Below are 13,618 nucleotides of genomic sequence, written 5' to 3' on the forward strand. Positions count from 1 at the left end.
TCACGCCTTCGGCAGGCCAGGCGGGTTGGTGCGGGATTCCTCGATCGCCTCGGCGGAGAGGTTCCAGCGGGCCAGAACCTTGGCGTAATTGCCGTTCCTGATCTGGGTGTTGAGCGCCTGGGTGATCGCATCGGCGAGGCCGGCGCCCTTGCGGGTCGTGACCGCGATCTCGGCGAGGATCGGCCAGCCGCCGGAGAAATTGCCGGCGAGCCGGGTCTTGTTCTCACGTACGGCCTTGTAGCTCAGCAGGGCATTCGGGCCGAGATAGGCGTCGGCGCGGCCGGATTCGAGCGCGAGGTAAAGCACGACATCGTCGTCGTAATACTGGATGTCGACGGGCTTCAGGCCGGCCTTGAGATTGGCCTCGTTCCAGCGCAGCAGGATCTGCTCCTGATTGGTGCCGGCGCCGACGATGATCTTGAGGCCGGCGACATCGCGCGGCTCGCGGATGACGATCTCGTTGTCCTTCTTCACATAGAAGCCGAGCAGGTCCTTGCGGTAGGTCGAGAAGTCGAACTTCTCCTTGCGCTGCTCGGTGACGGTGACGTTCGAGATCACCGCATCGAACTTGCCGGAGGTGACGCCTAGCGGCCAGTCGGCCCAGGCGGTCGGGATGACCTCCAGCTTGCGGCCCAGCGCGTCGGCGACGAGCTGGGCGATATCGGGTTCGGCGCCGATGATCGTCTTGGTGTCGCTGGCATAGCCGCCGAAGGGGAAGCGCCCGGTATTGTTGGCGACGGTGAACACGCCGTCCTTCGCGAATTTGGCATCCTTGGCGATGAGCTTGATCGCGGCCTCGTCGATCTGCGCGCGAGGGCGCCCCGGCTGCTCGGGCGAGAGGTCGATACCCTGCTGGGCAAAGGCGCGGGCAGGGAGGATGGCGGCCGAGGCGGCGCCGGCGAGGAGGCTGAGCGAGTTACGGCGCGTGATCATGGGCGGTTTCCTTGTCTGGCGGGCGGGTAAGGTCAGAGCACCTTGGCGAGGAATTCGCGGGTGCGGCTGTGACTGGGGTTGCCGAGCACGTCGGCCGGGACACCGGTCTCGACGATGCGGCCGGCTTCCATGAAGACGACCTGGTCGGCGACCTCGCGGGCGAAGCCGATCTCGTGGGTGACGATGACCAGCGTCGTGCCGGAGCGGGCGAGCTCCTTGATGACGTCGAGCACTTCGCCGACGAGCTCGGGGTCGAGCGCCGAGGTCGGCTCGTCGAAGAGCAGGACCTTGGGCTTGAGGGCGAGCGCGCGGGCGATGGCGACACGCTGCTGCTGGCCGCCGGAAAGCTGGCGCGGATAGGCGTTCGCCTTCTCGGCGAGGCCGACGCGGGCGAGCAGTTCCTGCGCCTCCGCCAGAGCCTGCTCGCGGGAGAGGCCGCGCACGGTCACCGGCGCCTCGGCGATGTTCTCGATCGCGGTCAGGTGCGGGAAGAGGTTGAAGTTCTGGAAGACCATGCCGACATCGACGCGCCGGGCCAGAATGTCCTTCTCCTTCAATTCGTAGAGCGTCTCGCCGTCCTGCCGGTAGCCGATCAACTCGCCGTCGATGGCAATGAAGCCCTCGTCGACGCGCTCCAGATGATTGATCGAGCGCAGCAGGGTCGATTTGCCCGAGCCGGACTGGCCGATGATCGCGGTGACGCTGCCGGGGCGCAGCGACAGGCTGACATCGTCGAGCACCTTGAGCGGGCCGAAGCTCTTCGAGACATGGCTGATGCGGATCTCGCCGCCGCTGCGCGGGGAGAGCGTGGCGAGCGAGGCCGTGCGCGGCGCAGCAGGAGCCTGCGTCGGGGCAGTGAAGCCGGTGCCGGCCATCGCCGGGGCGACGCGGTTCCTGCCGAGCCAGCGCAGGGCCGTGTCGATCGCCGACGGGGGCGGATTGCGCAGGGCGCCGCGGGCATAGTGGCGCTCGATATGGCGCTGGAAGAAGGAGAGGACGCTGAGGATGACGAGGTACCAGACCGTGGCCACCATGAGCAGCGGGATCACCTCGAGATTGCGCCGGTAGATGACCTGGATGGTGTAGAACAGCTCCGGCAGGGCGAGGATGTAGACCTGGCTCGTGCCCTTCGCGAGGCTGATGATCTCGTTGAAGGCGGTCGGCAGGATCGAGCGCATCGCCTGCGGCAGCACGATCCGCGAGACCTGGCGGTGCTTCGGCAGGCCGAGCGCGGCTGCGGCCTCATGCTGGCCCTGGTCGACGGCGAGGATGCCGCCACGGACGATCTCCGAGGAGAAGGCCGCGGCATTGAGGGTGAGACCCAGCACGGCCGCGAAGAAGGGCGTGATCAGCTGCGTGGTCGACCAGCTGCCGAAGCCGATATCGGTGAAGGGAATGCCGAGCCAGATCGTGCTGTAGAGATAGCCGAGATTGTTCAGGATCAGCAGCAGCACGATCAGCGGGATCGAGCGGAACAGCCAGACATAGCCCCAGGACAGCGAGGCGAGCAGCGGCGAACCGGAGACCCGCGCCAGTGCCAGCAAGGTACCGAACAGGAAGCCGAAGACCGTACCAAGCAGCGTCAGGAACAGCGTGCGGCCGAGCCCGACCAGCACGGGTTCGGCGAAGAACCACTCCGCGAAGACGTCCCAGCCCCAGCGCGGATTGGAGAGCACCGAATTCACGATCGCGAAGATCACGACAGCGGCGAAGACCGTGCCGATGGTGCGCCCGGGATAGCGGGCGGGGACGATGCGATAGCGGCTGAAATCGCGGTGCGGGGCTGGATTCTGGGCGTGCGTAGGCAAGCCCGCGAAATCGCTGGCGAGGGTCATGGCTGGCTCTTCTTGTTATGAGAGAGGGAGAGGCGGCCCGGTCAGGCAGCGTCGCGGGCGGCGTGAGCGTCACGCGGGCGCGGCAGCGAGGCCGGCAGCGCGGAAAGCTCCTTCTCGAAGGGCAGTTTCCGGTAGATCTCGGGATCGACCGTGACGTCGAAGAGCGGCGTGTAGCCGGTCTCCAGATAGAGCCCTTTGGCCTCGGGCTGACGGAAGCCGGTGGTCAGGTAGATCTTGCCATAGCCCTGCCTGACCGCCTGCGCTTCGATCTCGGCGACGATGCGGCGAGCGAGACCCTGGCGGCGGTAATCGCTATGGGTCCAGATGCGCTTCATCTCGGCGGTATGTTGGTCGTAGCGCTTGAAGGCACCGCCTGCGATCGGCTGGCCGTCGCGCAACAGCAGCACGAAATTGCCGTCCGGCGGGGCGAAGAGTTCGGCCGGGTAGCGGCTCATCTCGGCGCCGGGCGGCTCGCCGAAATAGCTGCCGTAGCGCGTGGCATATTCCCAGGTGAGCTGCTCGACCAGGGGCTGGGCGAGCGGGTCGAGCGGGGTCGTGTAGAAGAATTCATCGGCCATGGCGGGAGCCTTTCCGTGATGGTTTTGAGGTGCTGGCTCAACTCGCGCGGCGCGCCGGCTCGGCGTCCGACGGGGTCGCGTAACGGCTCTCGCGACGGGACAGGCCGAGATGGTCGCGAAGCGTCGTGCCGGGCAGGTTGCGGTCGTAGACGCCGCGCGCTTCCAGCACCGGGATCACCAGCTCGACGAAATCGTCGAGGCCCTGGCCGATCACCGGGAAGCCGAGCACGAAGCCGTCGGCGGCCTGCGCCTCGACGCGCTCGATCAGCCGGTCGGCAATCTCCTCGGCCGAGCCGATCAGATCCGTGCGGGGGGTCGCGGCTTCCAAAGCCGCCTCGCGCAAGGTCTGGCGCTTCAGGACGGCGTTGCGCTTGATGCGGTCGGTCGTCGAGCGGAAGCTGTTCTTGCCGATATCGCCGAGTTCCGGGAACGGCGCGTCCAGCGGATAGGCGCTGAAATCGTGATGGTCGAAATAGCGGCCGATATAGGCCAGTGCGTCCTCGATCGAGACGAGGTTGCGGATGGCCTGGTACTTCTCCTCGGCCTCGGCGGCGGTGCGGCCGACGATCGGCCCGGCGCCGGGGAAGAGCTTCACGTCGTCGGCGCTGCGGCCATGGGCGACGGCGCTGGTCTTGATCGCGCGGTAAAGGGCCTGCGCCTCCTCCAGCGGGACATGGTTGGCGAAGACCGCATCGGCATGGCGGCCGGCGAGCCCGATGCCTGCTTCCGAGGCACCCGCCTGGAACAGCACCGGCTGGCCTTGCGGCGAGCGCTGGATGTTGAGCGGACCCTCGACCTGGAAGAAGCGGCCCTTGTGGTTCAGCGTGTGCAATTTCTCGCGGTCGAAGAAGCGGCTGGCCTCGCGGTCGCGGATGAAGGCGTCGTCATCCCAGGAATCCCAGAGGCCCTTGGCGATATCGAGATATTCCTGCGCGATCTCGTAGCGCAGCGAATGCTCGGGATGCGGACGGCTGTAGTTGCGGCCGGAGCCTTCCAGCGGCGAGGTGACTGCGTTCCAGCCGGCACGGCCGCCCGAGATCAGGTCGAGCGAGGCGAATTGCCGGGCGATCGTGTAGGGGTCGCTATAGGAGGTCGAGACCGTGCCGACGAGGCCGAGCTTCTTCGTCACCGTGGCCAGCGCCGAGAGGATGGTCAGCGGCTCGAAGCGGTTGAGGAAATGCGGGATCGACTTCTCGTTGATGTAGAGCCCGTCGGCGACGAAGGCGAAGGCGATGCCGTTCTCCTCGGCCTTGCGGGCGTTGCGGATGAAGAAATCGAGATTGACGCTGGCATCGGCCGGGTTGCTCGGGTGGCGCCAGGCGTTCATGTGGCTGCCGGCGCCCTGGAGCATCAGGCCGAAGGTGAGGCGGGTGCGGGACATGGGATCAGTCCTTTCGAAAGAGAGGATCAGGCGGCCAGCGCCGGCCTCTCGCCGGCGAGCAGCGTGAGGGAAGCGAGGCGCCGGCTGGTCAGGGCCGTCGGCGTGTCGATGACGAACTCGCCGATGCCGAAGCGCGCATGCAGCCCGTCGAGCTCGCGCCGGACCTGCCCTGGCGTGCCGGCGAGGATATGCGGCTTGCGGATCTCGGTGCGGTAGGAGGTGGCGCCGGCCTGGCGGGCATATTCCGCCGCCTGCTCCTCGCTGCCGAGATTGAGGTTCTGGCCGTTGTCGAGGGTCAGGCGCACGACGCGGTGGTTCTCCGTCAGGCTCTGCGCCTCCTCAGCCGTCTCGGCGGCGAAGGCGGCCACCGCGAGCAGCAGGGGGGCCGTGCCGCCGGCCTTGGCATAGGCGTTCAGGCTCTCGTCGATCGCCTTGGGATCGCCGTTGTGGTGGCCGGCGAAGACGAAGTGCCAGCCACGCTCGCCGGCCTGCCGGGCGCTGTCCGGGCTGGCGCCGAGCAGGAAGCGCTCCGGCGTCACGGGCGGGACAGGCAGCGCGCGGGCCTTGTCCCGCGGGCCATCCGTCGCCGTAGGCGGAGCCAGGAAGCCGTCGAGCTCGTCCAGCAGCGCCTCGAAGGACGGTGCGCGTGCGGGATCGTGCAGCACACGCAGAGCCTTGGTCGAGAGCGGCAGGCCGCCCGGCGCCTTGCCGATGCCGAGATCGACACGGCCGGGCGCCAGCGATGCCAGCAGGTTGAAGGCCTCTGCGACCTTGTAGGGGCTGTAATGCGGCAGCAGGACGCCGCCGGAGCCGATGCGGATGCGCTGCGTGCGGGCTAGCAGATAGGCGGCGAACACCTCCGGCGCCGGGCTGACGAGACCGGGGAAGTCATGATGCTCGGCCAGCCAGAAGCGGTGATAGCCGAGGCGCTCGGCGGCCTGGGCGAGGCTCACCGTGCGCTGCAATGCTGTGCCGGCGGTTTCGCCCTCGATGAGCGGGCTCTTGTCGAGAATGCTGAGTGCGTAGGTCATGGATTTCGCTACCGTTCGGGAGGTCAGGCGGAGCGGAGGCCGAGCGCGGTCGACGCTTCCTCGGCCATCCAGCCGAGCCGCTCGTAATCGCCGCGCCAGTAGAGAAGGGCGGCGTCGTTGCTGCCGAGCCGGATTTCGCGCACGCGGCCGATGACGATCGCGTGCGAGTGGCGCTCGATCAGCTCTTCCAGCTCGCAATCGAGCGCGGCGAGCGCGCCTTCCAGAAGCGGCGCGCCCGTGCGGCCCTCGCTCCACTCCGCCTCGGCATAGCGGGCCGGGCCCTTCTCGCCGCCGCGCCCGGCGAAGCGGTCGGCGACCTGCTTCTGTGAGGCACTGAGGAAGTTCACGCCGAAGCTGCGATGGCGCGCCAGGACGGGGTAGGTCGAGGAGGAGAGGTTGAGGCCGAACATCACGGTCGGCGGCTCGGCCGAGAGCGAGGAGAGCGAGGTCACGGTCAGGCCCGTGCGATCCTCGCCGCCCCCGGTCGTGATGACGGAGACGCCGCCGGCGAGATGGCGCAAGGCCGTACGGAAATCGCCGTTCCCAGCCGTCGGGGCCGGGAGAGCACGGGCGGCCTGGCCGGTCGCGGCGCGGGTCGGAAGCGAGGAGGCAAGGGACAGGATCGCCATGGAAACCTCTGGAGCAGGCCGTTTGGATCTGTGGGAGAGCGGGGCGCCGATCGATGGCGGTTCCGCAGGTTGCCGCTGGGAGGACGGGACAAGCGTCCCCTTCGCCGGAAGGATCGGCGTCGCGGCAGCGTCGCGATGGAAAGAATTCAGGCGCTCAGGACGCCCGGCATCCCGTCAGGAACATCGATCCCTGCGCGCGGGAGCAGGATTGGATGAAGTCGTGCATGTCGTCACCGACGTGTCTCCGTATCGCGGAGCCCACGATTTCGTCGTGGTGCTTTTAGCATTGTTGACGCGGTGCAAGCTGCTCCAGCAAATCCCGCGAAGGAGTGGTGCGAACACCGCTCGATACTGTCCATTCTTTCCGCCGAACACCGCGCGGTCAATGAAACAGCCTTTCAAAGATCAGCTCCGCGGGAGGCGGAAGCGCCACCGGGCCATGCGGCGCGGAAAGATTTCCGCTCTCCCGGGTGGATGGGCTGGATGCGGCCGTCGCTTCGCGGCAGAAGAGGCCGAACGATCGCGCTCCGGAGCGAAGCATCATGGTCACCGGCGAAGCCTTGCCCGAACCTCCCTTCACCCGGGATGCCGATGGCTCCTTCGTGCTCGATGCCGTCAGGCTCTCCCGGCGGTTCGGCTGGTCGGCGGAGGAGTTGCGCGAGCTGATGCGCCGCGGGCTGGTGACGAGCCGGGTCGAGCGCGGGGAGGGCGAGGATGCCGGGCGCTGGCGCCTCTCCGTTCTGTGCGGCAATCGCCGCTGGCAAGCCGTCATCGCGACCGATGGGAGCATCGAGGAAGAACAGCTCGAATTCGTTCCGTCGCAGGGGCGCCGCGATCACTCTTGACCGCAGGACGCATGCCGGGCCTGCGGGGAAGCTCCGGGGCGGTAATGTACATTTCCGGCCGAGGTCCCGATAATGACGGTTCAGCGGGGTGAATCGCAGCGGCGCGGCCGGTCTTCGTTTTTCTCCTGCATTTTCATGACGAGGCAACGATGCGCATTCTCCATTTCGCTGCAGCCACGGCTTTCCTCGCGGCGCTGGGTGGCTGCGTTTCGAGCGAGCCTGCCGCCTATTCCGAGCCGCCGGCCGTCCAGACCATGACGATCCGTCCGCAGCAGCGCAGCTATCTCGACGCCGGACCGGCACCGGCCCGGCTGAGCGGGCCTGCCTACTCGCGCGACAGCTCGCCTGGCTTTGCCGGGCGGTCCGACAGCTTCGGCAACGGCCTCGCGCCCTCGTTCTGACGCGGCGCGCTTCGGCCGTTCTTTATTCGGGCAGCCGGAGCCCGGCCAGGAAGGTGGCGACCGTCAAGGTCTTGGCCGGCTGAGCCCGGCATTGCCGCTCGACCGCCTCGAGGATTTCGCCGTCGCCGTATTTCGACAGCCGCGACGGCGAGCTCTTGCGCAGGGCATCGATCACCCAGTTGCCGATCAGCGCATGCATCTCGTTATCCGCGGCCTCGCGCTTCATCCAGGCTTCGCAGGTGATGTAGTCCTGCAGGAATTCGCCCTGGCGCAGCACTTCGCTGGTCGCTCCCGTCGGACATGCCAGAGCCCAAAGCACCGCTGTCGCCCATAGACGCATCTTCTGCCCCCACCTGCATCGCTCGAACCCTCCCGCCTGCCAGCCCTTGCTCGACAGGCCGGTCTCGGCTCGCCCACGCGTTGTCGCCAGACGCGCGTGAAGGGAGAAGCCGCGGGGCCTCGGGGGATGGTTTGGGATCAGGATCGCCAGATTATCGAGCATAGCAAGCCTGGCTTGCACGGCAACAGCAGAAGCGTTCCCGGCCGTTGTTGCACGCAGCCTCCGCTATTGCTCGCTTCCGCAATAGAACCCGCTGCTGCGCCCCGAACAGTATTCGGATGTACCGTCGAGACGCTCGCCCTCCCATTGCCGGCAAACAAGCCCTGCCTCCCGATTGCTGGTCAGCCTCTGGAAAGCGGGGACAGATACGCCATCCGGACAAGGTCGAGCTTCCGATTCAACCCCGGTTAACCCCCGCGGTCGAATATCGGCCCCCTCGTAACAGGCGACCACCGGGGGGGAGATGGGCACGGCCTGCGACAACACCATCACGTATCACCCGCGTCGACGCGTGCAGCCTGTGATTGCAGCAGTCGCTGCGATGCTCGCCTTCGCAGGCTGCGGGGCGCTGGCCCAGACGAGGGCCGAGGAGCCGATCAAGCTGCAGATCATCGGCGGGCTCGCCGGTGTCACCCAATACACCAAGATCGAGCAGCCCTTCTGGCAGTCGGAAATCAGCGTGCTGTCGAAGGGCCGCATCAGCGCGACGATCCGGCCGCTCGATGCGGGTGGCCTGCGCAACCAGGAAATGCTCCAGCTGCTGCGGCTCGGCGTGGTCTCGTTCGGCACGGCGCTGCTGAGCGCGGTCGCGGGCGACGAACCGGAGCTGAGCGCTGTCGACCTGCCGGTTCTGAACCCGGATGTCGCGACGCTGCGCCGGACCGTCGATGCCTTCCGGGAGCATCTGCGCAACGTGCTGCGCCAGCGCTACGACATCGAGCTTCTCGGGGTCTATGCCTATCCGGCCCAGGTTCTGTTCTGCGCCAAGCCCTTCACCGGGCTCGGCGACCTCGCCGGCCGCAAGGTACGCACCTCCTCGGTCGCCCAATCCGAGCTGATGACGGCGATGGGCGCGGTGCCGGTGATCCTGCCCTTCGCCGAGATCGTGGCGGCGCTGCGCGACGGGGTTGCCGATTGCGCGATCACCGGCACGCTGAGCGGCTACGAGATCGGCCTGCCGCGCGTCGCCGTCTCCGTGCATGCCTTCGCGCTCAGCTGGGGCGTCTCGATCTTCGGCGCCAACGCGACAGCCTGGGAGGCGCTGCCGACGGATGTGCGCGACACCATCAAGATGGGTGTCGGCCGGCTCGAGGATCGCATCTGGTCGCAGACGGAGGCCGATACGCGGAAAGGTCTCGCCTGCAATGCCGGGACCGAACCCTGCTCCGGCAAGCCCGAGCGGCCCATGACCGTGGTGCCGGCCTCGCCTGCCGACGAGACGCGCCGCCGCCTCCTCGCCGAGGTCGTCCTGCCGCGCTGGTTCGAGCGTTGTGGCCAGGACTGCGTCTCGGCCTGGAACACCTATCTCAAGCCGCTCCACGCCATCGAGCCACGGACGCCGTGATCAGCCGCCTGAAACTCATGGTCGCGGCAGGGACGGCCGTCATCCTTACGGTGGCGGCTACCGGTGCCTTCAATCTGGTCCGGCAGCGTGAGGCCGCCGCCTGGCGCGCCGCCGAGCAGGCGCTGGAAAGCTCCGCCATGGCCGTCGAGAATGCGCTCGACCGGCAATTGCTGCAGGTCGACGGCGCGCTGGCGAGTTTCGTCACCCTGTTCGAGGTCGCACAGATCGGGCCGGGCCAGCGGGATGCGGCCAGCCAGCTGCTGCGCGGACTCAACTTCCAGACCATGGCCTTCCGCGACCTCCTGCTCGTCGGGCCGGATGGCAGCGTCATTGCCTCGGCCAAATCGAGTGGTGCACGCCATGGGCTGCCGCTTGCCGTCGCGATGGTCGGGCGGCAGCCGACGAACCTGATCGGGCCGCTGCGCAACGTCGTCACCGGGGACTGGTCGCTCTACGTCGCGCGCCGGATGCCGGCCTGGCACGGCATCGTCCCCGTCGCGGAAGTCCCCCTGCACACGCTGATGAAGCTCCTCGGCGAGACCGGCATCAGCCCCGGCACGCAGATTTCGCTCGAGCGCGCCAACGGCCAGGTCGTCGCAACCTTGCCGCATGACGAATTGCTGATCGGCAAGACCCGTGCCTCCGCGCTGCCGGAGGGGGCCGTGAACGGCAAGGCTTTCTTGGTCGGGACCAGGGGCAGCGAGAACGGCACCCTCAACGTGGTTCGTGGTTCGCTCTATGGCGATATCCGCGTCATCCTGAGCGCGACCAACGCGGATCTTCTTGCGGATTGGCGCCAGGACCGGGACAGGACCATCACGGCGGCCATCGTCGGGGCGCTGCTGCTGGCGGCCTTTGCCGGGGCGATCCTGCTCGCCATCCACCAGCGCGAGCGCGCCGATGCCGAGCGGGCGCGGGCCGCAGCGGTGCTCGACAACGCGATCGAGGCGATGTCGGACGGCTTCGTGATGTGGGACGAGGACGACCGGCTGGTAACCTGCAACCAGCGCTACCGCGACCTCTACGCCCTGAGTGCGCCCTTCATGACGGTCGGAACGCATTTCGAGGAGATCATCCGCAAGGGCGCGGAGCTCGGCCAATATCCCCAGATGACCGTCGATATCGACGAGTTCGTGAAGGAGATCGCCAGTTGGCACCGGCAGGGCAGCGGCGCGATGGAGCGCCTGCTGCCGGATGGCCGCTGGCTCCTGATCACCGAGCGGCAGATGAAGGCCGGCGGGACCGTCGGCATCCGCACCGATATCACCGCGCTCAAGGCGGCGCTGGCCGAACTCGCCGCTGCCAATCTGCGCGCGAACGAGGCGGCGGAGGAAGCGCGGCAGCAGAACGCGGCTCTCATCGATCAGGAAAGCCGCATCCGCTTCCTGGCGCATCATGACGACCTGACGAGCCTGCAGAACCGCTTCTCCTTCCGCAGCCAGATCGCGAAATCGCTGCGGCGGGCCGGGGGTGATGCCGGGGCGGTGGCGCTCCTGTTCCTCGACCTCGATCGCTTCAAGGACGTCAATGACACGCTCGGACATCCGGTTGGCGATCTGCTGCTCCTGTCGGTCGCGGAGCGGCTGGCGACCTGCGTACGCGATACCGACTGCGTCGCCCGCCTCGGCGGCGACGAGTTCGCGGTCCTCAGCCTCGGTCGGGAGCAGCCGCAACAGGCGCAGGTGCTGGGCGCGCGCATCATCGAGGTTCTCAGCCAGCCCTACATCATCAAGGATCGCACGATCTCGATCTCGGCGAGCATCGGCATCGCCGTGGCCGAGGGGACTGATTTCGACGCGGACCTGCTTCTGAAACAGGCCGATCTCGCGCTCTATCAGGCCAAAGCGCTGGGGTGCGGCGTCTGCTGCGTATTCACGGCCGAGATGGACGAGCAGTTGCGCGCCCGGCTCGCGCTCGAAGCCGACCTGCGCGAGGCGATCGAGGAGCGGCAGTTCGAATTGTCCTACCAGCCGATCTTCGACCTCAATTCCAGCAAGCTCTGCGGCTTCGAGGCGCTGCTGCGCTGGCACCATCCGGAACGCGGCCTCGTCGCGCCGGCGGAGTTCGTGCCGCTGGCGGAGGAGACCCGGCTGATCGTCGAGCTCGGCGAATGGGTCCTCCGCCAGGCCTGCACCGATGCAGCCCAGCTGCCGGGCGACCTGCGCATCGCGGTCAACCTGTCGCCCGTGCAATTGATCTTCGGCGATGCGGTCGCGACCGTGCGCGACATCCTGCGCGAGACGGGGCTCGATCCCGAGCGGCTGGAGCTGGAGATCACCGAGACCGCGCTGCTCGCCAACGACAATCGCAATCTCGGGACGCTGAGGAGCCTGAAGGAGCTTGGCGTGCGCATCGTGCTCGACGATTTCGGGACGGGCTATTCGAGCCTCAGCCATCTCAGGCTCTTCCCGCTCGACAAGGTCAAGATCGACCGTTCCTTCGTGCGCGACATGACGGCCCATTCCGACAGCGCGGCCATCGTGACGGCGGTCGCGGCGCTGGCGGCCGAGCTCGGCATGACGACGACGGCGGAGGGCATCGAGACGCAGGACCAGCTCGATGCCGTCGACCGGGCCGGCTGCACGGAGGCGCAGGGCTACCTGCTCGGAAGGCCGCATCCGATCCTGCATGCTGTCCACACGACCCTGTTCAGGCGCTCGCCGCGCAATCGCAACGGGCAGCGGGGCGGCCGCACGGTCGACTCGTCCGACACGCTCTAGCCCGTCGGAAGCTCGGCCTGCGGGGAGCACTGCTGCGATCAGCCATAGGCTTCCGCAAGGAACTGGCCGAAGCGGGTCGCTCCCGGCCGGGGCTGCAGGGCGATCAGGCGGGAGTCCAGCGCGGAGGCCTTCCGATGCAGGACGGCTTCCCGATAGACGGGGTCGCGCAGGAGTTCGACGAAGGCCTGCACGCTGGGATATTCCGCGACAAAACAGAGATCCCAGTATTCTCCCCACGGCCCGATCAGCATCGTCTCGAACCGGCCCTCCCAGACGATCCGGGCGCCGATGCGGGCGAGCACCGGCTCGCTGGCCCGGCCGTAGCTCTGATAGGCCTCGACGCCGCTGGCCTCGCGGCCATCCGGATAATCGGCGTGCTCGCGCAGGCGGATCAGGTTGAGCAGGTGGATTGCGCCCTGATAGTCGCCGTCGCGCAGCGCGAGGTAACGTGCCTTCTCGATATCGATATAGCCTGACATGTTCATGACCTTGCGGGTGCTGCGGGTTGCGAGCGTTGTTCCGGTTATCGTCCGGACCCGCCGAACCGGGCCGGTCGGCGTTCGAGGAAGGCGCTGATGCCTTCGCGGACGTCCGCCGTATGGGCCAGTTGCGCGAACTGCCCGGCTTCGACGGCCAGCCCCTCGTCGATGGAGAGGTTGATGCCGCGGGTGACGCTCGCCAGGCAGGCGCTGACCGCCGCCGGCGACTTGCCAAGGATTGTCGTCGCGAGCTGCCGCGCCCGCTTCAGGAGCCGGGCCGGAGGCACGACCTCGTTGATCAGGCCGATCTGCACGGCTTCCTCGGCCGGGATCGGCTCTCCGGTCAGGATGAGCTGGAGGGCCCGCTTGCGGCCGACATGGCGCGGCAGGCGCTGCGTTCCGCCGAAGGTCGGGGGAAAGCCGAGATTGATCTCCGGCTTGGCGAAGCGGGCATGCTCGCTGGCGATGGCGAGAGGACAGGCCTCGACGATCTCGCAGCCGCCGCCTAAGGCGAGGCCGTTCACCGCGGCGATGACGGGCTTGGGAAAGTTCTCGATGCGCCGGGTCAGGGCCTGGCCGCGCCCGACGAAGTCCCTCATGGCGGCGGTGACGCCGGCCTCGACGCTGAGCGAGAAGCCGGCGATATCGGCCCCGGCGCTGAACGCCTTGTCGCCGGCTCCGGTCAGGATCACGATGCCCACGGAATCGTCGCGTTCGATCGTGTCGAGATCGCGTTGCAGCATGTCGATCGTCGCATAGTTCAGCGCATTCAGCTTGTCCGGCCGGTTGAGCGTGAGGGTGGCGATGCTGCCGGCGATCTCGATCAGCACCGGGTGCTCCGTCGTTGCATTCATGATCACGGCTCCTGCCTCTGCTGCGTGG

At 67.6% G+C, this 13,618-nt stretch carries 13 protein-coding genes; 4 read left to right on the forward strand and 9 right to left on the reverse strand.

Features of this window, described 5'->3' with window-relative positions; translation table 11 throughout:
- From AC07NY_RS09960 to AC07NY_RS09985, 6 genes are read right to left on the reverse strand one after another with little or no spacing between them, the layout of a single operon-like run.
- The gene (locus AC07NY_RS09960; RefSeq protein ID WP_494583577.1) at nt 1-933 is read right to left on the reverse strand and encodes an ABC transporter substrate-binding protein; all 933 of its coding nucleotides are present in this window, start codon (nt 931-933) and stop codon (nt 1-3) included.
- 32 nt (nt 934-965) lie between these two features.
- Nucleotides 966-2,768 carry an amino acid ABC transporter permease/ATP-binding protein gene (locus tag AC07NY_RS09965; protein WP_494583578.1) on the reverse strand — a complete coding sequence of 601 codons (1,803 nt, stop codon included), beginning with the start codon at nt 2,766-2,768 and terminating at the stop codon, nt 966-968.
- A gap of 41 nt (nt 2,769-2,809) precedes the next feature.
- A complete protein-coding gene (locus AC07NY_RS09970; protein WP_494583579.1) occupies nt 2,810-3,346 on the reverse strand; it encodes a GNAT family N-acetyltransferase in 537 nt (178 codons plus the stop codon).
- Nucleotides 3,347-3,383: 37 nt separating this feature from the next.
- Nucleotides 3,384-4,727, reverse strand: coding sequence for an LLM class flavin-dependent oxidoreductase (locus tag AC07NY_RS09975; RefSeq protein WP_494583580.1), 1,344 nt, complete (start codon nt 4,725-4,727; stop codon nt 3,384-3,386).
- A 26-nt stretch (nt 4,728-4,753) separates the two neighbouring features.
- The gene (locus tag AC07NY_RS09980) at nt 4,754-5,758 is read right to left on the reverse strand and encodes an MsnO8 family LLM class oxidoreductase (protein WP_492287937.1); all 1,005 of its coding nucleotides are present in this window, start codon (nt 5,756-5,758) and stop codon (nt 4,754-4,756) included.
- Nucleotides 5,759-5,781: 23 nt separating this feature from the next.
- Nucleotides 5,782-6,387 carry a flavin reductase family protein gene (locus AC07NY_RS09985; RefSeq protein ID WP_494583581.1) on the reverse strand — a complete coding sequence of 202 codons (606 nt, stop codon included), beginning with the start codon at nt 6,385-6,387 and terminating at the stop codon, nt 5,782-5,784.
- Between the two features lie 542 nt (nt 6,388-6,929).
- Here AC07NY_RS09985 and AC07NY_RS09990 point away from each other — a divergent pair.
- Together AC07NY_RS09990 and AC07NY_RS09995 are read left to right on the forward strand one after the other, a co-directional pair.
- Nucleotides 6,930-7,232 (forward strand): DUF6522 family protein, encoded by a 303-nt coding sequence (locus AC07NY_RS09990; protein WP_494583582.1) that lies wholly within the window; start codon nt 6,930-6,932, stop codon nt 7,230-7,232.
- 149 nt (nt 7,233-7,381) lie between these two features.
- Nucleotides 7,382-7,633, forward strand: a complete 252-nt coding sequence (locus AC07NY_RS09995; RefSeq protein ID WP_494583583.1) for a hypothetical protein — start codon at nt 7,382-7,384, stop codon at nt 7,631-7,633.
- Nucleotides 7,634-7,655: 22 nt separating this feature from the next.
- Here the strand turns inward: AC07NY_RS09995 and AC07NY_RS10000 are convergent, their stop codons facing one another.
- The gene (locus AC07NY_RS10000; protein ID WP_492287941.1) at nt 7,656-7,952 is read right to left on the reverse strand and encodes a hypothetical protein; all 297 of its coding nucleotides are present in this window, start codon (nt 7,950-7,952) and stop codon (nt 7,656-7,658) included.
- A gap of 562 nt (nt 7,953-8,514) precedes the next feature.
- On the opposite strand from AC07NY_RS10000, the gene AC07NY_RS10005 reads away from it, so the two are divergent.
- The gene (locus AC07NY_RS10005) at nt 8,515-9,537 is read left to right on the forward strand and encodes a TRAP transporter substrate-binding protein (RefSeq protein ID WP_494583584.1); all 1,023 of its coding nucleotides are present in this window, start codon (nt 8,515-8,517) and stop codon (nt 9,535-9,537) included.
- Nucleotides 9,534-12,257, forward strand: a complete 2,724-nt coding sequence (locus AC07NY_RS10010; RefSeq protein ID WP_494583585.1) for a bifunctional diguanylate cyclase/phosphodiesterase — start codon at nt 9,534-9,536, stop codon at nt 12,255-12,257. The genes AC07NY_RS10005 and AC07NY_RS10010 overlap by 4 nt, the downstream gene beginning before the upstream one ends.
- A 38-nt stretch (nt 12,258-12,295) precedes the next feature.
- Here the strand turns inward: AC07NY_RS10010 and AC07NY_RS10015 are convergent, their stop codons facing one another.
- A complete protein-coding gene (locus AC07NY_RS10015; protein ID WP_494583586.1) occupies nt 12,296-12,736 on the reverse strand; it encodes a DUF1330 domain-containing protein in 441 nt (146 codons plus the stop codon).
- Between the two features lie 44 nt (nt 12,737-12,780).
- Nucleotides 12,781-13,590 carry a crotonase/enoyl-CoA hydratase family protein gene (locus tag AC07NY_RS10020; RefSeq protein ID WP_494583587.1) on the reverse strand — a complete coding sequence of 270 codons (810 nt, stop codon included), beginning with the start codon at nt 13,588-13,590 and terminating at the stop codon, nt 12,781-12,783.
- Nucleotides 13,591-13,618: the final 28 nt, after the last annotated feature.

The sequence above is a fragment of the Allobosea sp. GW821-FHT09G06 genome (genome assembly GCF_059416005.1).